We start from the raw sequence: 25,346 nt of genomic DNA, 5'->3' as shown, positions 1-25,346 counted from the left end.
CCGAAGGAGTTACCGATACTGCGCTCTCCACTGGATCCCTGCCAAACCCCTCAAAGTGACTGTGGAATGGGCGCAATCGCCCTCTCTGGACGGCGTGGCACAGACCATGCACTTCCCCCCCTTCTGTCGGACCCGCGCTGTAGCACTGGATCCGCGCCGGCTAATGGGTCGGCGCTTCGGGCCGAAGATCGGATGCACGGCGGTCGGGTGCCGCCGCGAACGCGGCAGCAACGAGGGCACGGAGAAAAGGAGCGGATCATGTCGGAAAAAGAGGTCAAGCCACTGCGTTTCACCGCGCTCTTCAGTTGGGGCGGCGTCGTCGTGGCCCTGCTGGGAGTGCTCGCGCTCATCGCAGGGGATGGGAGGTCCGGACTCCTCCTCGTCGCTGCCGGCGTGACGGCTTGGTTCTTCGCCAAGCGGCGAGGACGGCGGGTGGAGGGAGTGGAGGCGTAGATCGAAGGAAGGGGGTTGGGAATCAAAGACATCCAATGCGGAGATCGGGGCCTCAGATCCCTCCGGTCCGGGTTTGCGGGATAGGGCGCGACGGGCCCCTTAACGGCGCGTCCGCGGCGAGGCTCCTCGATGGGCCGGACCGACCGCAAGCCGAGAGAGCCGAGATCTGAATCAATGGCCGAAAGGCCGGGAGGAAAGAATGTCGCAGATGTTCAGGAGTCTCTGGCAGGACGAGTCGGGGCAGGACCTGGCGGAATACGCCATGCTGCTCGTCCTCGTGGCGATCGTCGTGATGGCTGTCCTTACGCCGTTCGCGAACGCCGTGTCGGGTGGGTTCACTCAGGTCACCAACGCGCTGTTCGGTGGCGGTGGCGGCGGTGCGCCCTAACGCATCACGTGTGCCTCTGGCGGCCCAGCGGTCAGGATGAGGGAGGCCTTTCCGGTCTTCCGTTCTGGCCGCTGGGCAGTCTGGCAGACTCTCGTAGGTGCAGTCCAGGAGGAAACGACGTGTTCGAATGGATGATCGGCGGGACACTGATCCTGGTGGCTATCACAGCGTCATGGTTCGATCTCCGCGAACGGCGGGTGCCGAACGCGCTCACGATCCCTTCCCTGGGCTTCGCGGTTCTCATGGGACTGGCGGATGGACTCCCCGGGGTCGGGATGGCGCTGGCGGGCGCGGCGATCTGCTTCCTCTTCGCTCTTCCGCTTTTTCTGGTGGGAGGGTTGGGGGGTGGGGACGTCAAGCTCCTCACGGCATTCGGTGCGTTTTTGGGTCCGCAGCGCCTGGTCAGCGGATTCATCGCGATGGCGCTGGTGGGCGGAGTTCTCGCGGCCGTGGAGATGATTCGACGCCGCGCAGTGGGTCGGACGTTCAGGAATCTCTTCTTCATGGCGATGACGCTCGGCCGTGGAACGCTCACGGGATGGAAGAAGGGGGATTCGGACGGTTGGCTCACGATTCACTCAGCCGGTGCGGTGACCGTTCCGTACGCACTGGCGATTTCGGCGGGTGCGGTCTTCGCCTGGTTTTTCTGAGACCCGGGGAGTCCCGCCCTCATGGTCGTGGAGGGGAAGGGTAGGGGAAGGTGGCAACGCCGTGGGAGGCGTCCACGATGCCAGCCGGCATCGGGAAAAGAAGCGAGTGGTTGACACGAACCGGAAAGGGCCATGCGAAGACAGGCAATGATATTACTGATCCTGGCGGTGGCGGCCGGGGGAGCTGCGGCTCTCCTCGCCATGCGCGTGCTCCGAACTCCCGAGTCGAACGTGGCTCAGGCGGCGGAGACGGGCATGACGAGTGTCGCGGTTGCCGCCCGAGACATGAACGCCGGGACTCTCTTGGGGCCGGAAGACGTGACCATGGTGGAGTGGCCGGCGAGCCACCTCCCCGCGGGCTACAGCACTTCGGCCGCGGACGTGCTTGGACGGGGGCTCCTGCAGCCCGTCCGGACGAACGAGCCGCTCCTCTCTGAGAAATTGGCCAGCGTGGAATCGGGCGGCGGGATGCCGATCATGATTCCTCAAGGGAAACGCGCCATGTCGGTTCGCGTGGACGAGGTGGTCGGCGTCGCCGGCTTCGTCCTTCCGGGGACCCGCGTGGACGTGGTCGTAACGATGGATCGGACCGGATCGAGCGACGAGGCGCAGACGCGCCTCGTGCTCCAGAACATCGAAGTGGTTTCGGCCGGGCAGTCGCTCGAGCGGGACCCCGATGGGAATCCGGTGGAGGTCGCGGTCGTCACGGTTCTCGTAGCTCCGGACCAAGCCGAGCAGCTCGCCATTTCACACTCGAACGGGCGTCTCCAGCTTGCCCTCAGAAACCCCCTCGACATGGACTCGGTGTCCACTCCCGGAATCACGGCGAGTCAGGTCATCGCGGGTCGCCCGCAGCCGGTGGTAAGGTCCACTGCGCCGCGCCCGGCCGCCACGACCCCGGCGCCCCAGGCGCCGACGCAGTTGCAGCTCGAAGTATATCGCGGACCCGAGCGTTCGACGTCCGATGTAGATCGTACCCTTGAGGCAAGCGGAGGAGGTGGCTCGTGAGAGAGGCAGAGAGGAATTCGCGACTCCCACGCGGGATTGGTCGCGGACACGCACGTAGGTGCGTGGGGTGGAGGTGGGCGCTCCTAGGGTTCGCTTTCCTGACGCTCCCTGAAGGGTCCCAAGCGCAGCAGATGCAGCAGCTGACCGTGGCGAGAGGAAACTCCATCGTGGTCGCGCATCCGGTCATTCTCCAGAGAATACTGATCGGGGATCCCGCAATCGCGGATGTGGTCCCCGTTTCCGCCCAGGAGATTGTGGTGAACGGGGTTACCCCCGGCACGACGACGCTTCTCTTCTGGGACATCAACGGCGTCCGCACGAGCTACTCAGTGCGAGTCACCAGGGATGCGGCGAGCCTTCAGAGCGAGTTCACCCGGGTTTTCCCGGACGAGTCGTTCGAAGTGACCGCGGTCGGAAACACCCTGATTCTCTCCGGCGAGACCATGAATTCGGTCGCGGCTGCGCGCGCTTTCGCGCTGGCCACGAGCCTGGAGGGCGACGCGCAGGTGGTGGACTACATCCAGGTCCCGGACCGAGGACAGGTGCTCCTGCAGGTTCGCTTCGCGGAAGTGAGTCGAAACGCCATTCGCGACCTCGGCGCGCACATCGTGCGGGTCGATCCATTCAACCTCCGCGGGGACGATGAGGGGATCCTCTCGCCGGGGGGCGTCGTGCCGCCCAGCGGGAACCTTCTGAACGACCCTCCGGGGCCCGACCAGACGTTCTCCGACGCGGTCAACTTTTTCCTCTTCCACAAGCAGTCGAATGTCTCCGCGCTGATCCAAGCGCTCCAGACGGAGGGGAGTTTCAAGAGTCTCGCCGAGCCGAACCTCATGACCCTTCCGGGCGAGACGGCCTCCTTCCTGGCGGGTGGGGAGTTCCCCTTCCCGGTCGTGCAGGGGGGCGCCGCAGCCGGTGGTGTGAGTATCGAATTCCGCGAATTCGGGATCCGGTTGAGCTTCACGCCCGAAATCACGAACGCGGGCGCCATTCGGATGTCGGTCCAGCCCGAGGTCTCGACCCTCGACTTTTCGGGCGGTCTCGAGATCTCGGGGTTCCAGATCCCTGTCCTCCTCTCCCGCCGTGCGAGCACGGTGGTCGAGATCCAGGAAGGGCAGACGTTCGCGATCGCTGGACTCCTGGATCACCAGATGACCGAGAGCGTGAGGAAGATCCCGATCCTCGGAGACATTCCGATCCTGGGTGCGCTTTTCCGCTCCACCGCGGTGCAGCAGTCCGAGACCGAGCTACTCGTTCTCGTGACGCCTTTCCTGGTTGGTCCGGATGCCCTAGTGCCGGAGATTCCGACTGGTGAGCCCGGCACCTGGGATTGGATGCGCTTCATGCGAGATCCGGCCGAGGAGAGCGAACAGGATGTGGAGGTCGAATCTACCGTGGACGAAGTGAACGACGCGACGAACGACCGCTGACGCGACGGGGCCTCGCGAACGGCCCTTGGTTGGATCAGGAATCAGACTCCGGGACGCCCGGAGGTTCTCGAAGAGAGGGGTAGTGACGTGACGAACGCATCGGGGAATGGACAGGGACACGGCCAGGGGAACGGACACCCCACCGGCAATGGAAACGGAAACGGGAACGGACACAGCGCGTTGATTAGCGCCATCGTGTCCACGGACCCGGAATTCGCACGACGGCTGGTGGAGATGTTTCCGCCCTCGGCCGACGTGCGTATGGCGCTCGAGGTGGCTGAGCCGTTCACCTCGATCACGGATTCGCACCTGGAGGCTCTACGCCGCCTCGATCCCGATGTCGTTTTTGTGGATCTCGAGTCGGATCCCCAGATCGGTCTCAAGTTCGCCCAGTTCCTCGTCGATTCGGCCCTCGGCCGCGCGATCGTGGCGTCGGGGAGCGCGGATTCGCCGGAGATCCTCCTCCAGGCGATGCAGGCGGGAATCCAGGAGTTTCTCCCGAAGCCGCTCGAATCCAACCGCCTTTCCGGCGTGATCGAACGGCTTCAGAAGAAGGCCGGGAAATCCGGACGCACGGTTGGAAATGGGGCGGAGGTCGGAAAGCTTTTGTCGGTATTCAGCCCTAAGGGCGGCTCAGGCGCAACCACCTTCGCGGTGAATCTCGCGGTCGCCATCCATCAGTTGACGCGAAAGCGCACCTTGATCGTCGACCTGGATCTCGAGCTGGGTGAGACCGCACTCCTTCTGGGAATGGAGCCGCGCTTCAGCAGCGTGGATCTGGTGCGGAACTATCACCGCGTGGACGAGGGACTCCTAGCCTCATATATCGAGCGCGACGAATCCGGCACGGAGCTCCTCTCGGCTCCATATCAGCCGGCGGATTTCCACAGTGTGGACGGCGAAAGGATCGGGATGATCCTCGGCTTCCTCAAGGAGCATTACGACTACATCGTCGCGGACGCCCCGAAGACGCTGAATCCGGTCACCATGAACGCCTTCGAGGCGTCGGACCAGATCTACCTACTTTGCACGGCGGATCTCCAGTCGCTTCGGAACGTCACCCGGTCGCTTCCCCTTCTGAAGGGACTCGCCGGGGAACGACCCGATAACTGGATCCGTCCCATCGTGAACCGCTTCAACCCCTCCCTCCCCATCAGCGTGGGCGAAGTGGAGCGGACGCTGGGAATGAAGGTCTACCACACTCTCCAGAACGACTACCGCCCGATCATGGATTCGATCAACGAAGGGCGGCCCGTCGTGCTGAACAAGAAGTCGAAATATGGAGAGGACGTCCGAAAGCTTGCCGCGCGGATTACCGGGATGGGGCCCTCCGAAGACGAGAAAGGCGGTTTCTTCGGTAGCCTGTTGAGTGGGAAGCGCGGCGGCCAGGTCCCAAAGGACCGAACGACCCGATTCACTTCGCAGCTCGCAACCAAGGGTAGCAACCGATGAGCGTGTTCGCGCGCGGCAAGACGAATTCCGTGAGCAGTCCCGGGCACGAGCGCGGAGCGGTTTGGAATCCCTCCGACCTCCCCGCGATCCCGGAGACTCTCGAGGCCATCTGGAATCCGGAAGGGGTCGACGAGGAAGGGAACGAAGGCTCCACCGAATTCCAGGAAATCAAGACGAGGCTCCACCGGAAGCTTCTGGAGCGCCTGAACCTGAGCTCGCTGAGCGAGCGCAATCAGGAAGAGGCCGAGACGGAGGTCGGACGCATCGTCCGCCAGATGTTGGCGACGGAAAGCGCTCCCCTCAACATGGAGGAGCGGGAGAAAATCGTGGAGCAGGTGGTCCACGAAATCTTCGGCCTCGGCCCACTCGAACCGTTAATCAAGGACCAGTCCATCTCGGACATCCTGGTGAACGGCTACAATTCGGTGTACGTGGAGCGGAACGGTCGCCTCTACAAGTCGAGCATCAATTTTCGGGACAACCAGCACCTCCTCCAGGTAATCGACCGGATCGTGTCGGCGGTCGGCCGCCGTATCGACGACTCGTCGCCGATGGTGGACGCACGGCTTCGCGACGGCTCGCGCGTGAACGCGATCATCCCCCCGCTCGCGCTCGACGGTCCTCACATCTCGATCCGTAAGTTCCGTCGAGACGTGCTCTCAGCGGAGGATCTCATTCGAAACGGCTCGATCAGCGAGTCCATGTTGACCTTCCTGCGCGCCGCAGTGGCAGCTCGACTGAACATCCTGATCTCGGGGGGAACCGGCTCAGGGAAGACGACCTTCCTGAACGTCCTCTCCGACGCGATTCCCGCGAACGAACGAATCGTGACCATCGAGGACTCGGCGGAGCTCCAGCTCCGTCAGCCCCACGTGGTTCGGCTCGAGACCCGTCCGCCGAACATCGAAGGTCGCGGGCAGGTGGACCAGCGCCAGCTCGTCATCAATGCCCTCCGCATGCGCCCCGACCGGATCGTCGTCGGGGAGGTCCGGAGCGCCGAGGCCCTCGACATGCTTCAGGCCATGAATACCGGGCACGACGGGTCCATCACGACCCTCCACGCGAACTCGCCGCGGGACGCCCTCGGCCGCCTGGAGACGCTGATCCAGATGGCCGGAATGAGCCTCGGGGAATCCGCGATGCGCCGGCAGATCGCGTCGGCCATCGACATCGTGATCCACCTCTCCCGCCTTTCGGACGGGAAGAGGAAGGTCATGAACATTTCGGAGGTCGTCGGGATGGAGGGCGAGGTCATCACCATGCAGGACCTCTTCCTCTTCGAGAGGAAGGGCGTGGGCGAAGACGGATCCGTTACGGGAGCTTTCCGGGCACGAGGGATACGCCCGCGCGCTGCGGAACGGCTCCAGGCGGTCGGGATCAACCTGGAAGAGACACTCTTCTCCGACATGCCGGCGCGGGGCCGGTAGGAGCCGCCATGTCAGAACTCCTGAATTCTCGCGGGCTGATCCTCGCGATCACGGCCTTCATCGTCGTCGCGCTGGGCACGGTCGCTATCGGACTCCTCTGGGAGGGAGCGCGCCGCTGGCTGCGGGCGCAGTCCGCATCCCGCGCACTCCGGGAAATCTCGGCGGCACGTGTGCAGAAGGGCAAAGATGACGCGCGAAAGGCGGGAAGCCTTCTCCGTGCGGAGGAAGGAAGTGGGGTTCCCCCTTGGCTCGAAGCGATTGTGGTCCGACTTCCCCACCGGGATGACCTCCAGCGCCTTTTGGACCAGGCGGGAATCCGTGCTCTGAGCATCCCGACGATCCTCGTGGCCTCTGTCGGTATCGCAGTGGTGCTCGCGGGGATCGTCTTCGTCCTGACCGGCAATCTCATCGCGGCGCTCCCGGGGGCAGCCCTGGGGGGATACATCCCCATCGGCTTCCTGAAGATCAAGAGGAACCGGCGCTTCGCCGCATTCGAAGAGGGATTTCCGGATGCGATCGATCTCCTGGCGCGGGCGGCGCGGGCGGGTCACTCGCTGGCATCCGGGCTCGAAGTCGTTTCCGAAGAGGGCGCCGAGCCGATTGCATCCGAGTTCCGCCAAGTCTTCGAAGAGCAGCGCTTCGGGCTTCCGATCCAGGATGCCCTCCTGGGTCTCGCGGACCGAGTGGACATCGTGGACGTGCGGATTCTCGTGACTGCGGTCCTCATCCAGCGCGAGTCCGGGGGGAACCTGGCCGAAAGCCTCGATGGGCTGTCGAGCGTGATCCGAGGCCGCTTCCGCTTCAAGCGCGACGTGAAGACGAAGACCGCCCATGGACGGATCACTGGGCTCGTCGTCGCGGCCGCGCCGTTCGTCGCGGCCGTCGGGATGTACATGGTGAACCCGGAGTACATGACCCCCATGTTCGTCGAACCGCTCGGACGGATGATGCTCGCACTCGGCCTCGGGATGATGGTGATGGCCTTTTTTGTGATTCGCCGGATGGTGGATATCAAGTACTAGGAGCCGGAAGTCCGGCTCGGGAGCTGCACGAAACACAATGATCTGGTTCGTCGTCGGCCTCACGGCCATTTCGGTGACGCTGCTCGTTTTGGGCGGCTCACAGCTCGTGACGCAGTCCGACACGCGTCTCGTCCGCCGGAGGCTTCAGTCTCTGGCGACCAACGGTGGCGTGCAGGAGGTGCGCGAGCGTCGTCGCCGGAGGGCCCAGCGCGAGTCGCTCGAAAACTTCCTCGAGGCTTTTGGGGCGCGCGTCGGGAGCAATGCGGCCGGGAAAAAGAAGCTCCGCGACACACTTCTCCATGCCGGATTCAGGCACCCCAGTGCCGGTCTGATCTTCATGGGGACTCGTGTAGCGCTGGCGGCCATCTTTCTTTTCCTGGGGATCGTCGCGGCCGCAATCTTCGGAGTGTCGCCACAGAACCGCCTCTTCATGGTCGCGGCGGGGTTCCTTTTCGGGTGGATGGTCCCCTTCATGGCGGTCAAGCGGAAGATGCGCCGGCGCCAGGACGAGCTCCAGCGGGCACTTCCCGACGCACTCGACCTCATGGTCGTGTGTGTCGAGGCGGGACTCGGGCTCAATCAAGCCCTGGTGCGGGTTGGGGAGGAGATCGATCGGGTGAGCAGCGCCCTTTCGGAGGAATTCGTCCTGGTTAGCCTGGAGATCCGAGCCGGAACGCCCCGGGACGACGCCCTTCGGCACCTGGGCGACCGCACCGGGCTCGCGGAGGTCCGGAGCTTCGTCTCGATGCTGATCCAGACGGATCGTTTCGGGACCTCGATCGCGCACGCACTTCGAATTCACGCGGATGAATCGCGGACACGGCGGCGCCAGATGGCGGAGGAGGCGGCAGCCAAACTCGCCGTGAAGCTCCTCATTCCGATCGTGCTTTTCATCTTCCCATCGCTTTTTATCGTGATTCTCGGCCCGGCGATCTTCCGGATCGGAGAACTTTTCGGCGTCATGGGGGGCGTTCCCTGATGGGTGCCCAGCACACGATGACGGTCGTGAATCGGACGCGTGGACACTTGCTCGGTGACCGGATTGCGCTGGCGGACGGATTTTTCAGCCGCCTCAAGGGACTGCTCGGACATCCGGAGCTCGAGGAAGGAGAGGGACTCCTCATCCTTCCGAGCGGGGGAGTGCATATGTACGGGATGAAGTATGCGCTCGACGTCCTCCTCCTCGATCAGGAGCGGCGCGTCGTGGCTTCGTACCCGGAGCTTTCACCGGGTTCCCGGACACGAATGCACGGGAATGCCCGGGTTGCACTCGAGCTTCCGGTAGGCGCGATCGGACGGAGCGGAACGGAAGAAGGGGACGAGATCGAGTGGCACTCACAGGGGGGAGCCTCCGGGCGGTAGCCACGGAGCGCGGGGAGGAGGAAATCATGCAAACTGAAATCGTTCGCAACGCTTATCGGCAGGCCGCCGGCCGAAGAGCCGAAGGGCTGGAGTATCCGATCGCACCGGAGACCCTGGCCGAGACGGGCCTGTCCGCCACATTCGTTTCAGACCTTGTTCTGAAGGTCCTTTACGTTGATGGCGCCCGGTCCGGGGACTATCTGGCCGGTCGGATCAAGCTCCCCTTCTCGATCCTCGACGAGCAGCTCCTTCCCCTCCAGAAGCGGAGCCTCCTCGAGGTCCGAGGGGTGGAGGGGCACGGGCGTCGGTCTTACGTCTTCGACCTGACCGGGGAGGGGCGTGCCCGCGCCCGCGAGCTCCGCGAGGCGAACGGATATGTCGGGCCGGCGCCGGTCACGCGTGAGGCGTATCGCTGGTGGATCGCTGTGCAGAGTGTGCGAAACGATCCCATCCCTCGCGACCGGATTCATGCGGGGCTCAGCCATCTCGTTCTGGACGAGAAATTTATCGACCGTCTCGGGCCCGGGATCAACTCCGGAAAGTCCATCTTTCTTTACGGCCAGCCCGGAAACGGCAAGACGGAGATCGCCTTCGCGATGTCCCAGATCATGGGTGGCGCAATTTACGTTCCGCACGCCGTCGAAATGGATGGTGAAGTGATCCAGATCTACGATCCGGATGTGCACCATCCTGCTGAGAGCGAAAGTGAAGGTTTGTCGCCAGGGTTGCGCTCGGCGCTACTCCGGGACGTATCGTTGCATGATCCGCGGTTCGCGCGAGTCAGGAGGCCGGCCGTGGTCGTGGGAGGCGAGCTCACCCTCGACGCGCTCGAGCTCCACCAGACCAACGAGGCGGGCGTGTACACCGCGCCGCCCCAAATGAAGGCGAACGGGGGCGTCTTCGTGATCGATGACTTCGGCCGTCAGCGGGTGCGTCCGCGGGACCTCCTCAACCGGTGGATGATCCCGCTGGACCGGGGAACTGACTACCTCGGGCTCGCGAGTGGCTTTAAGCTCGAAGTGCCCTTTGACTGTCTGGTCTTCTTCGCGACCAACCTGAATCCGGCTGACCTCGCGGAAGAGGCGTTTCTCCGCCGGATCCGGTACAAGCTTCTGATGCCGAATCCTTCGAGGCAACAGTTCGGGGAGATCTTCCGCCGCATGTGCGCCCGTAGGGAGATCAAGTTCGAGGAGAGCGCAGTCACCCTTGTCTTCGACGAGTTCTATCTGAGGCGCGGAATCGAACCTCGTTCCTGCCATCCGGGAGACCTGATCGCCGACGTGTGCGACCAGGCAAAATACCGGAGCCTGCCGCCCATCCTGACCGAGGAGGCGATGATGGACGCCTGCCTGGCGTACTTCATCAACACCCCGCAACTCCGGGCCGAGGGGAACGGCAGCGGCAACGGAAACGGACGTAACAGCCTGCACGACAATGGGGAGGGGGAAGGCGATCATGGCTGAGCGATCTCGCGCGTCCTGGCTCGAGGAGTCGGAGCCCGTAGCGACAGAGGAAGCCTCCTCGCCGACCGGTAACGGAACCGCCCCTTATGTGGACCTGGGGAGCAGGCAGCAGGACGCCTTCGAGGCGGAAGTCGATAGGCTCCGCGAGGAGGCCAGACGCATCGCGCGGGCGGATGCAGCCAGCGGCGTGCCGGCACCCGAATCCATGGGACCGACAGAGTCCGAAATCGAGCTGAAGAACCGCTGCACGGCCTTCTTTGCGCGGTGGCAGTCGAGAGAGCGGCGGGGGCTGGTGAACGCGGCAGCGGAGCACGAAGAGCGCCTCGCAGACGCACTCGCGCAGGCGAATCTCGGCGTGGACCGATTCCAGCGCCTCACGAATGAGCTCGTGCGCCTCAAGGCGCGCCGGGAGATGCGCCGCCGGGAGGTCACGAAAGAGCTGGAGAGCGAGGGGGCACGCCGGGATCGGGGGCTTCCCACTCCCGTCTACGCCGGTGCCCTCTTTTTTCTGGGGGTCGTCGAGTTTTTCGCGAACGCGCCGGTATTCGGCACGCTCCTACCCCGGGACCCCCTCACGGAGCGGCAGATCCGGCTTCTTACCGAGGCTTCCACGGGATGGATCGCGGGGCTGGAGCGAGTCGGGGCGCACATCATCTTCCGCCCCGACGCCGCCCTTCTTGCGGCAGGTGTGATCACATTACTTTGCGTGCTCGGACACTTCTTCGGGCATTCGCTCCGGGATCTAGTGATGCAGGGTGAACGGCGAGGACACTTCAATACCGTCCAGAGCCGTTCGGCCCGCGAAAACATCGTGCCCCTGGTGCTCTCGGCGGTCGGGCTCGTACTGGTCCTCGGAGTCCTCTTTCAGGCCCGGGTTCAGCTGGGCGAAGTGGGTGCCGAAAGATACACGAACGACATGGCGCAGGTCGAAGAACTTCGCCGCCAGGCCGGGTGGCTGCGCGTGGATGGAGAGATCCTCTCCGCAAACGAGCTGACGAACCGCGCCGAGGACATGGAGAACGCGGCGACGGAGCTCCGCGAATATTCGCTTTCCATGTCGCGGATGAACGTCCCGATTCTTCTCCTGAATCTGACGCTGGTGCTCTGCGCGATCTCTGCGGCGTATTTCCATCGGAGGGACGGACGATCGGAGAGTTTCAACGAGCATCCCTTCGAGGAAGATCGAAAGGCCTTCGCCGACCAGGGTGAGCAATGTGCCAAGGAAACGGCGCAGCTTCTCGCAGACGTTATGAAGGAGGCCCGAGCGCTCCGCACGCTCTCGGCGGGAGGGCACGCCATGGAATGGCGTTCGGCGTTGCACCAGCTCGATTCCGTCCTCGCGACCTACAGGTCTGAAAACGGGCGGGCGCGGCGGCTGGATCCCCACGCGATTGCCGCCTTCCGCACACCGCTCCGCCTCGACGTCGAGGCGCTGGAGGCCGCGGGAGGGCTGACGCTGCGAGATCCCGAGGAGTACGTGAAGGAGCGCAATACGCTCTCCGCGAGGTTCGATGCACTCCGGTCGCAGTTCAACGAGGAGGTGGCTTTCTCATGCTGACCCGCCGTAGAGTTGCGCTCGCGGTGGCGGTCCTTCTCGCGATCGTGATCGCGTCGGGGTGCAGCGAGCTCCCCGGGGAGCGGTTGGCCCAGGCTTCGGACCCCCTGAACCCGCCCTCCCTGGTGATCTTCGCGTTCGATCGTTCGTCCTCGATCCTGGAGCACGAGCTTGCGCACGCCGCCTCGTTGACCCGCGACCGGATGCGGCGCCTCACGCACGGGGACCGATTCGTGGCCCTCGAGATCCTCCAGCTTTCGCTCGTGGAGGAGCCGCATCGCTGGGCCCAGCAGGTCCCGGAACGCGAGTTTCCGGACCGGACCATGCCGCGCGATTCGGTGACGCTTGCCCGGTTCCTTCAAGACGCCCGCGACTACGTGGGAATCTTCACCGATCCGGCGGGGCGGGAGGAGATTCGCGGTACGGACATCCTTTCGACGCTTCATCTGGTGGACGAGGAGCTGGCCGTGAATCCCGGACACCTGTCCACGCTCGTGCTCTACTCGGACATGCTCCAGGCGAATGAGATCATGAACATGGAGGGCCTTGTCCGCATGCCGCCCGCCGATTGGGTGGCGAGGCAGGCGGCGGCGCGAACCCTCCCCGATCTATCGGGGCTCTGCGTGGTCGTGGTGGGCGCCGTGGACGACAACGACCGATCGCAGGTCGTACGCCGCTTCTGGGAGGAGTACTTCGAGGCGACGGGCGCGGAGTTGCGTGAGCCGAACTACGGGTACCGCCCGGTGCAGATTCCCGTCCAGCCTTGCCCGGGGATGTAACGAGGGCAGCGGCGGGCCCGCCTGCAGGGTGCCCGTGGCATTCCCCGCGGCTCAGGGCAAAGGCGCCGGAGCGATTCCCACCACGAGAACGAGGCGCTCGGCACTCTGATTCTCCACCCCGTGGTCTTCCTCCGCGGCCGCCCAGACGATTTCCCCGGGTCCGGCTTCGACGAGGGAACGGCCAACCGTGAACTTCCCGCGCCCCTCCATGACCAGGTAAAATTTGTCCTGCCCCGCGTGCCGGTGGACCGCCTGGGATTGCCCTGGCTCGAGGCAGTTGAGCCCGAGGAGGAGACGGTCGCTTCGAAAGAGTGTCGCCTTGTGATGTGTCCCTTCCCGCATGCCGACGTGCCTTCGGTAATCTTCAATCGGTCTCATGGATCGAGCTCCGAAGCTGGGGATCGAGGGTCTGGATCCGAAGCGGAGTGGCGAGGGAAAAACGATCGGGGGTAAGTTGCGGTGCTCTGGGGTGGATCACTCGATTGACGGGCATCCCGGCGGAAAGGTCCGGGAGACGCGGGGGGATGAAGGATGCAGCGAATTGGAACGAACATGTCAACGAGCATGTTTAGGTGTGGCGCGCTCCTTCTCATTCTCTCCGCGGGATGCAATAGTGTCGTTGGAGGAGGCGCGGCGGAGGCCGACGTCACCATCTTCGGCGACAAGGAGGTTGTAGTCGCACCGGCACCCTCGGTGGGCCCTCCCCGGGCGACTCCAGCCCTTCAGGTCGCGCACTCCTTCGAAGGCACGGTCACCGTGCGGCTGCGCGCCTTTCTCGTCGCCGGAGCCTTTCCCATCTCCATTTCCGGTGCGGACCAGGAAGTCGAGGTCAGCCTGATTGAAGGCGTGTCCACACCACTCAACACGTTCCTTATCTCGCCCGGCGTTTACCAGGGGCTGCGCATCCTCTTCACCGAGATCAGGGCGGATGTGACCTCGGGGCTAGGGTCCTCGGAGTCGAGCGGCGGCGGAGTCGTCACCGTGGACCTCGGGAACGAAGGGTTTCTCGTGCTCGAGGAGGATCTCCAGATTCTCCTCAGAGACGACATCCGGCTGAAGGTCAATTTGGAACTTCGCGCGCCCGAGTGGCTGGCGGCAGTCGCCGGGGAGTCGGAGCCGAGAGTCGTCTCCGCGGAGGAGTTTCTCGCGGCGGCGCATATCGGGATTCGTCCCGAATGACGAGGCGTTCCAGCGGCCCCGCAGGTCAGGGCGCCGCGGTCGAGACGAGGAAGGCCGTTACGAGGAGTACGCCGATCCCGAGGGCCGCCTCGACCGTCGCGGGAATTCGGAGGGCTCCCGGGTCCGGGCGTTTGGCAAGGGCCGGCCTCACCTTCCTCCAGTTGTAGAATCCGAGCATCAGCGCGCCCGCCACGACCGCGAGTTTGAGGAGCAGGGTTCGGCCGTAGGCACTTCCCAAAAGATTTCCGATGGTTCCGACATTCATCCACGCGTTGATCGCGCCGGTCAGAAGGACGAGCGCAACGGAGAGCAGGGCGAGCCGTGAAAAGGCGTTCACCAGCCGGGCGAGGGTGGGAAGGACGGAGGGCTCGTCGCCCAGCTCCTCCGGGGCCGGAGGAGTCGCCCGCACGGCCGGCATCCCGACCGCCACGAGGAGGATCAGGCCGCCCAGCCAGAGGCCGGCTCCCGCCACATGGAAGTAGAGTGAAGTCGCCGCGAGCGCCCTCCCCCCTTCGGCCCCCCATGCGTGCCCCTGTAGGGCAGGCACGAGGGGAAGAAGAACCGCCGCGCCCGCGAAGATTCCCCAACCCCGTTCTCCGAGCCCGCGCGGCGAAGCGAGGGTGAGGCCGATCGTTCCGAGCACCAGCACCGTCAGATGGAGCCACCACCCGGCCCCCCATCCCGTCTGAAAGAGGAGATGAGAGAGTTGCGAAGTGTCCAGTTCCCCGCCGAGCGCCACGGTCTGATTCCACAATCGGAGCGGAAGGGCCACGAGGAGTAAGAAGGTCGCGAACCAGCCGAAGCGCCAGATTCCGCCTCGGATGCGGGTTCGAACCTCGGGGAGCGCACCCGCGCGGCCGAGAACTCGCAGCACGTCGAAGCGGATCCCCGCGATTCCCAGGAAAAGGGCCGCCCCGATCAGTTGGAGCCAACGCGTTCCGACGTCCATCGTGCGCGAAAGCGCGGGCTCCGCCGCAACGGGATCGGTCTGGGGGGACCCGGCGACCTCGGTCTGACCGGCCCCCGGGGCTCCCGCCCCCCCGCCAGGAGCCGGTTGCGCTTGGGCCGGAGCCGACACAAGGAAGACGAAGGTCCCCGTCACCACATGTCCGTCGGGCGCCAGGGCCTGCCAGTCCACCTGATACGGGCCCGGCGCGGTCGGTGAAGCGAACACCACCCGGATCTGGTCTTCTCCCGCTTCCGTGTATTCCACTGGGCCGGTCTCGACGGGCGTGCCCCCCGGACCCCGTACTGTGATGCGGGAAAGGGCCGCGTCCACCGGCGTGGTGAAGTCGAGGACGATCCGGTCCGTCGCCATTTCCAGGACGCTGTTCGCATCGGGAATGGAGCGTTCGAGCGCGGTGTGCAGTGGAAGCCCCGCGGCCGCGAGAAAGGGCGCGGCGGCGAAGAGCGAGAGAAGGCGCAGTCGCCGCTGAGAGCTTCGCGGATTCAGCCCGCGCCCCGTGCGAACATTTCGGACGGTCATCGGATCCTTTGCCGGGGGACTCGTGTCATGGCCAGGGAGGGCGGCGCGCCACCGCCATCCGGAGAGCGCCCCTTCGCGGGCAGATTAGGGATTCCCAAAGGCCGTGTCCAGGCCGACTTCCGACTGCTTTCGCCGGTTGATCGGTCCCCGGGACCCGCTACCTTCGGTCGCATGATCCGCGTCACCTTCCTCGGAACCTGCGCTTCCCGGCCCACGGTCGGCCGAAACGTTTCGTCCCTCGCCGTTCAGCGTGAGGGTCAACTCTTCCTCTTCGATTGCGGGGAGGGCACCCAGCGCCAGATGATGCGTTTCGGAACGGGATTCGCCCTGGATCACATCTTTATCTCGCACCTTCACGCCGATCATTACCTCGGAATCATCGGCCTCCTCCGCACCCTCGCGCTTCAGGGCCGGACCGAGCCGATGCACCTCTACGGCCCTCGCGGATCGGCTCCCACCCTCGATGCCGCCGTGAATCTCGGCGGGAACCGAACGGGCTTTCCGGTGGAGATCACCGAGCTCGAGCCGGGGGGCACCGTGACCTGGGACGAGTTTCGCATCGAGGCCCTTCCCGTCAGGCACGGGACGGCGGCGTTGGGGTACGCCTTGCGCGAACATCCGAGAGCCGGGCGATTCGACGTGGAGAAGGCCCGGGCGCTCGGGATTCCGGAGGGACCGCTCTTCGGAATGCTGCACCGGGGACAAGGAGTGGAGGTGGTGGGGCGGCGGATCGAACCCGAAGAAGTCGTGGGTGCCCCCCGACCGGGGAGGCTCGTCGTCTACTCCGGAGACACCGCGCCCGCGCCGGAACTCGTCGAGCGGGCGCGCGGAGCGGATCTCCTGGTGCATGATGCGACGTTCAGCGAAGACGAAGCTTCCCGGGCCCGGGAGACCTACCACAGCACTGCCCTCGAAGCCGCTCAGGTGGCGCGCGACGCGGGGGTGAAGCGCCTCTTCCTGACCCATCTCTCGGCGCGGTATTCCGCGAATGCCACGCCCCTGGAGAAGGAGGCGCGCCGACTCTTCCCGACGGCGGAGGTCGCCTACGACGGCCTGTCGGTCGAAATCGGATATGACCCGGACAACGGGGAGTGAGGCCCGGACAACGGGGCGCGACGACGGGAATGATCCAGCCGGAGAGCCAGGGGTGATCGAAGGTGGGGAAGGGGATGCGCCTCGGCGCGTCGCGGTCGTCGGCCTCGGACTCATGGGTGGCTCCGTATGCCGCGCCCTGCGCGCACGCCCGGGTCGGCCGGAGATTGCGGGCTTCGACCGGGATGAGTCGCAGGGGGCCCGGGCCGTAGAAGCCGGTGTCGTGGATCGTCTCGAGCCGACTCCGGAGGGACTCCTTCGGGCTGCGAATGTGGTCGTGTACGCGACGCCGCTGGGAGAGGCCGTTCGCCTGATGCGGGCCCACGCCGCACTCTGGGGCCCGGACACGATGGTCACCGACGTCGTGAGCCTCAAAGCCCCGATCATCCGTGAAGCGGTCAGGGGCGGCTTCGCGGGGAAGGTCGTGGGGGCACATCCAATTTGCGGGGGCGAGGCGTCCGGCTTCGCCGCCGCTCGCGGGGATCTCTTCGAGGACGCGACGATTTGGCTGTGCGCGCACGATGAGGTCGAGCAGGGGCTCCGCGTCCGGGCCGAATCCTTCTGGTCCTGGTTGGGCGGAGTGCCGCGTTGGATCGAGGCCGAAAAACACGACGTGACCATGGCCTGGGTGTCGCACCTGCCTCAACTCGTCTCGAACGCGCTGGCGGGCGCGCTCGACGCCGCGGGGTACGGGGTCCAGGACCTCGGCCCGGGCGGACGCGACATGACCCGCCTCGCCGCTTCCAATCCCGAGGTCTGGAAGGACTTGCTGGCGTCGTCCGCGCCCGTCACCGGGTCGGGACTCACCTCCGTATCCAACGCCCTCAACGTGCTCGCGGATCTCTTGGCGCGCCGTGACGTGGATAAGATCTCGGAGTTCATGGAGAGGACCAAGAAGTGGCGATCGGGGGTTTCATGATCGAGGTGCCCGGCGATAAGTCCATCAGCCATCGTGCCCTCCTTCTCGGGGTGTTGAGTGGCGGCCGGAGCAACATTCGCGGTCTCCTCAATGGAGAAGACTGCCAGAGCACGGCGCGCGTGCTGCGGGCGCTGGGGGCTCGACTTCCCCCCCTTCCCGACGACGGGAGCGAGTTCGGGATCGAAGGGGTCGGCCTCCACGGGCTTGGCAGTCCAACCCAGGTTCTCGATTGCGGCAACTCAGGGACAACCGCGCGCCTCCTCCTCGGACTCCTTGCGGGGCTCCCGGTCGAAGCCACGCTAACCGGGGACCTGTCGCTCCAGTCGAGACCGATGCGCCGCGTCACGCAGCCTCTCGGGAGCATGGGGGCGCGATTCGAGGACAAGGGCAAGCCGGATCGCCTTCCCCTCACGGTGAAGGGCGGAAAGTTGTCGTCCTTTTCGTACAGGTCTCCGGTCGCGAGCGCCCAGATCAAGAGTGCCCTCCTCCTCGCCGCGGTGACCGGCGGGGTCCCCGTGGAAGTGGAGGAGCCCCATCGATCGCGTGACCACACGGAGCGAATGCTCCGGCGAATGGGAGTTGCCGTCGAGGAAGAGGCGGGCCCTTCGGGTTGGCGGGTGCGGATCCCGGATCCTCCCAAGGAGTTGGCGCCCCTCCGCTTTCATGTTCCGGGAGACTTCTCATCCGCCGCCTTTCTCGTGGCCTTCGGCCTTATGGGGGGGAGCGGAGAGGAGCTCCGCATCGAAAACGTCGGTCTCAATCCCACGAGAACCGGGCTCCTCGATGTCCTCCGCGCCATGGGCGCGGAGATTCGGGTGGAAGATGGCAGGGAGGAGGGCGACCCGGCCGGCGAGCCCGCCGGAACGCTCGTCGTGTCGCCGTCCGAGCTCCGAGGCACTTCGGTCGGCGGGGCGACGATTCCCCTCCTCCTGGACGAAATCCCGATTCTCGCCGTACTCGCGGCTCGCGCGGAAGGAGTCACCGAGATCCGAGACGCGGCCGAGCTGAGGGTCAAGGAGTCCGATCGACTGAACGTCATCGCCGGAAACCTGCGGACGCTCGGGGCGAAAGTGGAGGAGCTTCCGGACGGCCTCCGGATCCGCGGAGCGGCGGCGCCCCTGGAGGGACGCGTGAGCGTGCATCGCGACCATCGGATCGCGATGGCGTTCGGGGTGTTGGGCGCCCTCCCGAACCAGCGCGTGACCGTGGACGACCCGGGCGCGGCCGACGTGAGCTTTCCGGGGTTTTGGGAGCTGCTCGCATCGCTTTCGGCGGGAACCGGCGCGAAGGGCGGGATCGGCCAGGCATGAGCCTCCCCCCGACGCCACTGCGGGGCACGATCGTCGTTACGATTGACGGTCCGGCGGGCTCGGGAAAATCATCCACAGCGCGGGAAATCGCGCGCCGCCTCGACTTTCGGCATCTCGATTCAGGCGCCCTCTACCGAACTGTCGCGCTGGGGCTCCTCCGCGCCGGAATGGAAGGGGCGCTCGAGCGAGAACCGGACTCCGAGCTTCTTTCGGCGCTGGATCTGGCGCTCCTGCCCGAGGAAGGCGGATTCCGCCTCCTCCTCGACGGCGCCGATCCCGGTGAAGCGATCCGTACGGAGGAGGTAACCCGCCTCGCGGCGTGGGTCGCGAAGTTTCCCGCGGTCCGCAGGCGCCTCCTTCCCCTTCAACGCGCCGCGGCGACGTTCGGAGGGCTGGTGGCAGACGGGCGGGATATGGGAACGATCGTGTTTCCCCAGGCGCCCGTGAAAGTCTTCCTCACGGCCTCGCTGGGCGAGCGGGCGCGCCGCCGACTCCTCCAGGAGGGTCGGAGTGCCGGAGAAGGCGAGATCGCGAATGAGGCGGGCCGGATCCGGGACCGCGACGCATCCGACGAGACTCGCGCCGTGGCGCCGCTCCGGCGGGCCCCCGGCGCGCTCCTTCTGGACACGACCGAGCTCGGATTCGAGGAGCAGGTGAACCGGATAGTGGAGGCGGTCCGCAGGGTCCAGGCGGCGGCCGCGACGGGTGGGTCGGGCGCAACCCCGCCCGGCGGGGCGCCAAGGAGTGGCCTCACGGGTTGACCCGAAGCGAGGCGGCGGAATAACATAAGGGTTCGACGCTGCCCTTTCGAAGGGCTGGGACGGAAGACAGCCCCACCCCCGGGGACCGGCCGCCCCTCTTACTTCACCAGGATCCCCGAGGCGAATTTCGCCCCTCGCGGCAGGTCCATCACCCTCCCGGGCGAAGCATTTGCCGGGGAATACGAGATCCGGAACCCGCATGTTCTCCCTTCCCGAAGACCAGAACGCCTCCGAAACCGAAGCCTCGGAAGCGCTCTCCTCAGATCCCGGTGCCGTGGCGACTGCCGCCAAGCCCAAGCCGAAGCGGGAGGAAATCCCCGACGGTATCTCTCCCGAGCTCTACAGGGATCCCTACGGGGAAGAGGAGATGGACCTCTCCCGCGACGACTTCGAGGCGATGCTCGAGGAGTTCGGCGGCGAGATGCAGGACATGCGGGAAGGGGAGATCGTCACCGCGAAGATCCTTTCTGTCACCGAAAACGCGGTGATCCTCGAATTCGGATTCAAGAGCGAAGGCTCCGTTCCACTGGACGAATTCAAGGATCCTTCGACGCTGTCTCCGGGGGACCAAGTCGAAGTCCTGCTGGAGAGCCTCGAAGACGACGACGGAGTCGTCGTTCTCTCCAAGCGGAAGGCCGACTTCCTGCGCGTCTGGGAGAAGATCAAGGACGCCTATGAAAACGACCGCCCGGTCAAGGGAACCCTCGCCCGGAAGATCAAGGGAGGGGTCACCGTGGACCTCATGGGAGTGGATGCCTTCCTCCCGGGGTCCCAGATCGCTCTGCGCCGGGTCCCGCACATCGAAGATCTGCTCGGAGAGACTTACAAGTTCAAGATCATCAAACTGAACAAGCGGCGTCGCAACATCGTGGTTTCGCGGCGCGTGATCCTCGAGGCGGAGCGCGAGAAGAAGCGGGAGAACCTGGTGAAGGAACTCCTTGTCGGGCAGGTGCGCGAGGGCCTGGTGAAAAATATCACCGACTTCGGCGCCTTCATCGACCTCGGCGGCCTCGACGGGCTCCTCCACATTACGGATATGTCTTGGGGAAGGGTCGGGCATCCGTCCGAGGTGGTCGAGATCGGACAGGCGGTGGACATCAAAGTCCTGGACATCGACTGGAACCGCGAGCGGATTTCCCTCGGGCTGAAGCAGCTCCTCCCCTATCCCTGGACGGACATCGACAAGAAATACCCTGTGGGGTATCGCGTCCGCGGGAAAGTCGTTTCGATCACCAACTACGGGGCCTTCGTCGAGTTGGAGAAGGGAGTCGAGGGGCTCGTCCACATCTCCGAGATGTCGTGGACGCGGAATGTCCGGCACCCTTCCAAGCTCGTGACGATCGGGGACGAGATCGAAGCGGTCGTCCTGAAGGTAGATCCGCAGGAAGAAAAGATCTCGCTGGGAATGAAACAGATCGAGGAGGATCCGTGGCTCTCCCTCCCGATGCAGTACCCGACGGGGACGATCCTCTCCGGGAAGGTGCGCAACCTCACGTCGTTCGGCGCATTCGTCGAGATCGAATCTGGAATTGACGGGCTGGTCCACGTCTCCGACATGAGCTGGACGCGCCGGGTGGAGCACCCCTCGGAGATCGTGGAGAAGGGTGACGACGTACAGGTCATGGTCCTCGACATAGACTCGGATCAGAAGAGAATCTCCCTCGGTATCAAGCAGTTGGTGGACGATCCGTGGCCCGGAATCGTGCAGCGGTTCGCGCCCGGCGTCGAGCTGGAGGGGAAGGTGATCCGGCTCCAGGACAAGGGTGTGGTCGTGGATCTCGGTGACGAGATCGAGGGCTTCGTGCCGACCTCGCACACCGCGGTCGAAGACGCGAATCGTCTCGCCGAATACTTCCGGCCGGGTGAGGCCGTGGACCTCCGGGTCCTCGAGTCGGACGCCGCCAACCGCCGCATCGTGCTGGAAGTGACGACTGTGCCGGAGCGGATGGCCCTTCCCGAGCCGGTGGAGCCCACGGAACCCACCGCGGAAACGGCGGAAGGTGAAACCGTTGCGGTGGAGGCCGAGGCACCGGTGAGCGCGACGGCCGCCGTGCCGGACGCTGTGCCGGATGCGGAGGAAGGCACCACCGAATCCTGATCCAGGGGATCGCAGAGGCCTTCGGGGGGAGCATGAGAAGTCCAATCGTGAGGAGGAACCGGAAAGGCGTGGGTCGTCCCAACGCCCTCGCGCCACGCCTGTTTCTCCTCGCCCTGGGGCTCGCCCCTCTCTCGACCGGGTGCCGGCTCGCGGGGCCGTCCGAGGGCGCACTTCCTCCCGGTCCCGTCATCTCCGGCCCTGCACTTCGTGCGGGCGCCAGTGATCCCGGCACGGCCGCGGAGGTTGCCCGTCTCCTCGCGGAGGGTACGGAGCTCCTCAACCAGGGGCGATTCGCCGAAGCAAGGGACCGCGGCCGCGAAATCGAGACGCGCTTCGCGACGACAGAGGGGTCGGCCCTCGCTCTTCTCCTGGGTGCCCGGGCATCCATGGGACTCGAGGAGTGGACGGCCGCCGACAATGCCCTCGGCACCTTTATGCCTCTCTTTCCGGCCGGGGACGTGCGGATCGGCGAAGCGCTTCTCCTCCGGGCCGAGGTGCGTTGGGAGGGCGAACTCGGGGGGGCACTGGAGGCCCTCTTCCAGATTCCGCCGGGATCGAGGGAAGAGCTGCTGAACGCGGCAGAGGCGCGTGCCGCGAGCTGGGCCGTGGCCGTGGAGACTCAAGCCCTTCACGACCTGGTAAACCAGGCGCCCTCGCACCCTCGGCTGCTTCCCGTCTTCATTCTCGAGCTGGGTGTGCGCCGCCACCTCGCCGGCGCGGAAGCCGAGGCGCTCGGCCTCGCTGAACAGGCGCTTTCCCTCGACCCTGGGGAGCGGACGGAGGCGCGGGCGCGAAGCCTTCTCGCCGGCACCCTCGACGCCGAATTGAATGTCGCGGCCGTGATCGGGGCGATCCTCCCCGAATCGGGCTCCCCTTCGGTGCGGGAGCTCGCGCAGGAGATTCGCGAGGGGATCGAAGTGGCTCTTGTCGTCGAGGAGGAGGCGACGGATCTTCGCGTCCGGTTCGTCGCGATGAACGAGCAGGGGACACTTTCCGGGGTCGCGGAGGCGATATCCGCGCTCGAGAGCCAGGGCGTCGCCGGCGTCGTGGGGCCGCTCGAAGAGGCGTCGCTCGGCGCGGCGGCGCGCTCGCGGAGTGAGCCCCTCGCCATTCTCTCCCCGACTGTGAGGATGGTCCCCGATGCCGGGCCGGGCGTCTTCTCCTTGACGGGAGTGGACCCGGAAGCGGGGCGCGCCCTCGCGGCACTCGTCTTCCAGCAGGGGATCCGACAGGTCGTCCTGCTCCACCCCACATCCGCCGAGATCCTGGAGGAGGTGCGGTGGTTCCGCGAGGCGTATCTCGCGGGCGGTGGAACGATCGTGCGGACGCTGACCTACCCCGTGGGAGCCACGAGCCTCGCGGCCCCCCTCGGAGAAGTCGCGAGCCTGGCCCCGCGCGGACTCGTTCTCATCCTCTCTCAGCAGGACATCGAAACGCTCGCACCCCAACTCTCCTTTTACGGGGTCAATACGATCGCGGGCCTCACGATCTTCGGGAACGAGGCCTGGGTGAGCCAGTCCGTCCTCCAGGTCGTTCCGCCGCGCCATACGGACGGCATCCTCTCCGTGACGACGTGGGTGCAGGAGGGCGAATTCGGCCCGGGATGGACCGACTTCGTCCAAGCATACGAGGCACACTTCCGCCGAACCCTCCGTTCTCCGGTCTCCGCGCTGGGGTATGACTCCGCTCGCCTCCTTCTCCGGGCCGCACGCGCCGGAGGCGGAACCCCGGCCGGCACCCTGCGCGCCTTCCAAGAGATTCGAGACTTCGAGGGTGCGACGGGAGTCCTCTCGGTCGTGGACGGTAGAGTCCGGCGGAGCTACCAGCCGGTCCGGCTCGAGAACCGCCGGGTGATTCCACTCACGCCGTGAGCTCCAGAGAGAAGCTGGCGGAGTTGGAGCGCCTCGGCGCTGAGGCGCTCCAGGGCGGCGGCGCCGATCGCCTTGCGGCGCAGCATGAGCGAGGGAAGCTCTCGGCGCGGGAGCGGCTCCGCCTCCTCCTCGACCCCGACTCCTTCGTGGAGCTGGACCGCTTCGTCACACATCGCTCGACGGACTTCGGTCTGGACGGGAAGCGAATCCTGGGAGACGGTGTCGTTACCGGCTACGGGACGATCCTGGGCCGACCGGTCTATGTCTTTTCGCAGGACTTCACCGTATTCGGCGGCTCTCTCTCCGAGACCCACGCCGAAAAGATAGTGAAGGTGCAGGAGTTGGCGATCCGGGGTGGGGCTCCCCTGATCGGACTCAACGACTCGGGAGGAGCGCGAATCCAGGAGGGGGTCGTCTCGCTCGGAGGTTACGCGGACATCTTTCTCCGCAACACCCTCGCCTCGGGCGTCGTCCCCCAGATCTCGCTGATACTCGGGCCCTGTGCCGGGGGCGCCGTCTATTCGCCCGCGATCACCGACTTCGTGTATATGGTGCGGGGAACGAGCTACATGTTCGTGACGGGCCCGGGCGTGGTGAAAGCGGTCACGCACGAGGGCGTGGACATGGAAGGGCTCGGGGGGGCGGACGTGCATGCCTCGGTTTCCGGGGTGGCGCACTTCGCGCACGACTCCGAAGCGGATGCGATCGCGGCCGTGCGCGACCTGATCCAGTACCTTCCCCAGAACAACACAGAACTTCCGCCCCGGGGTGCGGGTGATCCGCCGCCCGAAGGCTCCGAGGCGCTCCTCCTGGATCTCGTTCCCGACAATCCGAATAAGCCGTACGATATGCACCGCGTGCTCCGGGCAGTCACGGACGGGGGGCGCTTCTACGAGGTCCACGCCCGCTTCGCGGAAAACCTGATTGTCGGCTTCGCACACCTCGGCGGTCACGCGGTTGGGATCGTCGCGAACCAGCCCGCCGTACTCGCGGGGGTGCTCGACATCGACGCGTCGGTCAAAGGAGCCCGCTTCGTGCGGTTCTGCGACGCGTTCAACATCCCGTTGGTCGTCTTCGAAGACGTTCCGGGTTTTCTCCCCGGAGTTCGCCAGGAGCACGGCGGAATCATCCGCCATGGGGCGAAGCTTCTCTACGCCTTCGCCGAAGCGACCGTCCCGAGGCTCACGGTCATTACGCGGAAGGCGTACGGCGGCGCGTACGACGTGATGAACTCGAAACACATCCGCGGAGACCTGAACCTCGCATGGCCGACCGCGGAAATCGCCGTCATGGGCCCGAAGGGCGCGGTCGAGATTCTCTTCAAGAGGGAGATCGCGGAAGCGTCGGACCCGGAGAAGGCGGCGACCGAACGTGAGTCGGAGTACCGGACCAAGTTCGCGAATCCCTACATCGCCGCGGCGCGGGGGTTCGTAGACGATGTCATCGATCCGCGGCGAACGCGCGAGCGCCTGATCTCGGGGCTCGATATGCTCCGAAACAAGCGCGACTCCAACCCGCCTCGGAAGCACGGAAACCTTCCCCTATAGGGTCGACGATCGGGACCACCGATCCGAGGCGGATTCTTCGCGGATTTTTTTGACGGGCTGGCCAACTATCTCTGCCTGGCCGCCCCCCCTCCCA

23 protein-coding genes are annotated in these 25,346 nt (G+C 65.6%); 21 read left to right on the top strand and 2 right to left on the bottom strand.

The features are described 5' to 3' along the window. Positions 1-258: 258 nt before the first annotated feature. From WEG36_00740 to WEG36_00680, 13 genes are all read left to right on the top strand, one after another. Entirely contained in the window at positions 259-453 is a 195-nt protein-coding gene (locus WEG36_00740; protein ID MEX1256123.1) for a hypothetical protein, read from the top strand. 199 nt (positions 454-652) lie between these two features. Next, positions 653-841: a Flp family type IVb pilin gene (locus tag WEG36_00735; protein MEX1256122.1), complete on the top strand. Its 189-nt coding sequence runs from the start codon at positions 653-655 to the stop codon at positions 839-841. 119 nt (positions 842-960) lie between these two features. Further along, positions 961-1,491, top strand: coding sequence for a prepilin peptidase (locus WEG36_00730; protein MEX1256121.1), 531 nt, complete (start codon positions 961-963; stop codon positions 1,489-1,491). A gap of 132 nt (positions 1,492-1,623) precedes the next feature. Further along, positions 1,624-2,499 carry a Flp pilus assembly protein CpaB gene (gene cpaB, locus WEG36_00725; GenBank protein ID MEX1256120.1) on the top strand — a complete coding sequence of 292 codons (876 nt, stop codon included), beginning with the start codon at positions 1,624-1,626 and terminating at the stop codon, positions 2,497-2,499. A gap of 131 nt (positions 2,500-2,630) precedes the next feature. Further along, positions 2,631-3,929: a type II and III secretion system protein family protein gene (locus WEG36_00720; protein MEX1256119.1), complete on the top strand. Its 1,299-nt coding sequence runs from the start codon at positions 2,631-2,633 to the stop codon at positions 3,927-3,929. Between the two features lie 87 nt (positions 3,930-4,016). Next, positions 4,017-5,381: an AAA family ATPase gene (locus WEG36_00715; protein MEX1256118.1), complete on the top strand. Its 1,365-nt coding sequence runs from the start codon at positions 4,017-4,019 to the stop codon at positions 5,379-5,381. Continuing rightward, positions 5,378-6,808 (top strand): CpaF family protein, encoded by a 1,431-nt coding sequence (locus tag WEG36_00710; protein ID MEX1256117.1) that lies wholly within the window; start codon positions 5,378-5,380, stop codon positions 6,806-6,808. Before WEG36_00715 ends, WEG36_00710 begins: the two co-directional genes overlap by 4 nt. A gap of 8 nt (positions 6,809-6,816) precedes the next feature. After that, positions 6,817-7,830 carry a type II secretion system F family protein gene (locus WEG36_00705; GenBank protein ID MEX1256116.1) on the top strand — a complete coding sequence of 338 codons (1,014 nt, stop codon included), beginning with the start codon at positions 6,817-6,819 and terminating at the stop codon, positions 7,828-7,830. A 37-nt stretch (positions 7,831-7,867) separates the two neighbouring features. After that, positions 7,868-8,809 (top strand): type II secretion system F family protein, encoded by a 942-nt coding sequence (locus WEG36_00700; GenBank protein MEX1256115.1) that lies wholly within the window; start codon positions 7,868-7,870, stop codon positions 8,807-8,809. Beyond that, on the top strand, positions 8,809-9,192 hold the full coding sequence (locus WEG36_00695) for a DUF192 domain-containing protein (protein MEX1256114.1): 384 nt from the start codon (positions 8,809-8,811) through the stop codon (positions 9,190-9,192). The genes WEG36_00700 and WEG36_00695 overlap by 1 nt, the downstream gene beginning before the upstream one ends. 26 nt (positions 9,193-9,218) lie before the next feature. Beyond that, entirely contained in the window at positions 9,219-10,655 is a 1,437-nt protein-coding gene (locus WEG36_00690; protein ID MEX1256113.1) for a hypothetical protein, read from the top strand. Further along, positions 10,648-12,213, top strand: coding sequence for a hypothetical protein (locus tag WEG36_00685; protein ID MEX1256112.1), 1,566 nt, complete (start codon positions 10,648-10,650; stop codon positions 12,211-12,213). Before WEG36_00690 ends, WEG36_00685 begins: the two co-directional genes overlap by 8 nt. After that, the gene (locus tag WEG36_00680; GenBank protein MEX1256111.1) at positions 12,207-12,989 is read left to right on the top strand and encodes a hypothetical protein; all 783 of its coding nucleotides are present in this window, start codon (positions 12,207-12,209) and stop codon (positions 12,987-12,989) included. Before WEG36_00685 ends, WEG36_00680 begins: the two co-directional genes overlap by 7 nt. Positions 12,990-13,040: 51 nt before the next feature. Here WEG36_00680 and WEG36_00675 read toward each other — a convergent pair whose 3' ends face one another. Beyond that, positions 13,041-13,367 carry a cupin domain-containing protein gene (locus WEG36_00675; protein MEX1256110.1) on the bottom strand — a complete coding sequence of 109 codons (327 nt, stop codon included), beginning with the start codon at positions 13,365-13,367 and terminating at the stop codon, positions 13,041-13,043. A 186-nt stretch (positions 13,368-13,553) separates the two neighbouring features. On the opposite strand from WEG36_00675, the gene WEG36_00670 reads away from it, so the two are divergent. Beyond that, positions 13,554-14,168, top strand: a complete 615-nt coding sequence (locus tag WEG36_00670) for a hypothetical protein (GenBank protein MEX1256109.1) — start codon at positions 13,554-13,556, stop codon at positions 14,166-14,168. A gap of 25 nt (positions 14,169-14,193) precedes the next feature. Here WEG36_00670 and WEG36_00665 read toward each other — a convergent pair whose 3' ends face one another. Continuing rightward, a complete protein-coding gene (locus tag WEG36_00665; GenBank protein ID MEX1256108.1) occupies positions 14,194-15,654 on the bottom strand; it encodes a CopD family protein in 1,461 nt (486 codons plus the stop codon). A gap of 174 nt (positions 15,655-15,828) precedes the next feature. Here WEG36_00665 and rnz point away from each other — a divergent pair, with 174 nt between their 5' ends. From rnz to WEG36_00630, 7 genes are all read left to right on the top strand, one after another. Beyond that, a complete protein-coding gene (rnz, locus tag WEG36_00660; protein MEX1256107.1) occupies positions 15,829-16,749 on the top strand; it encodes a ribonuclease Z in 921 nt (306 codons plus the stop codon). Between the two features lie 52 nt (positions 16,750-16,801). Next, a complete protein-coding gene (locus WEG36_00655) occupies positions 16,802-17,665 on the top strand; it encodes a prephenate dehydrogenase (protein MEX1256106.1) in 864 nt (287 codons plus the stop codon). After that, positions 17,644-18,975, top strand: a complete 1,332-nt coding sequence (gene aroA, locus WEG36_00650; protein MEX1256105.1) for a 3-phosphoshikimate 1-carboxyvinyltransferase — start codon at positions 17,644-17,646, stop codon at positions 18,973-18,975. The genes WEG36_00655 and aroA overlap by 22 nt, the downstream gene beginning before the upstream one ends. Then, entirely contained in the window at positions 18,972-19,736 is a 765-nt protein-coding gene (gene cmk, locus WEG36_00645; GenBank protein ID MEX1256104.1) for a (d)CMP kinase, read from the top strand. Before aroA ends, cmk begins: the two co-directional genes overlap by 4 nt. Positions 19,737-19,935: 199 nt before the next feature. Further along, complete coding sequence (locus WEG36_00640; GenBank protein MEX1256103.1) at positions 19,936-21,834, top strand: 30S ribosomal protein S1; 1,899 nt, start codon at positions 19,936-19,938, stop codon at positions 21,832-21,834. A gap of 68 nt (positions 21,835-21,902) precedes the next feature. Further along, complete coding sequence (locus WEG36_00635; protein MEX1256102.1) at positions 21,903-23,705, top strand: ABC transporter substrate-binding protein; 1,803 nt, start codon at positions 21,903-21,905, stop codon at positions 23,703-23,705. Continuing rightward, a complete protein-coding gene (locus tag WEG36_00630; GenBank protein MEX1256101.1) occupies positions 23,702-25,252 on the top strand; it encodes an acyl-CoA carboxylase subunit beta in 1,551 nt (516 codons plus the stop codon). Before WEG36_00635 ends, WEG36_00630 begins: the two co-directional genes overlap by 4 nt. Positions 25,253-25,346: the final 94 nt, after the last annotated feature.

The sequence above is a fragment of the Gemmatimonadota bacterium genome (genome assembly GCA_040882465.1).
In the GTDB taxonomy this organism is placed as follows: Bacteria; Gemmatimonadota; Gemmatimonadetes; order Longimicrobiales; family Gaopeijiaceae; genus JBBEBG01.
Note: the sequence above shows the minus strand (reverse complement) of the source record. Positions and strands in the feature narration are given on the sequence as shown.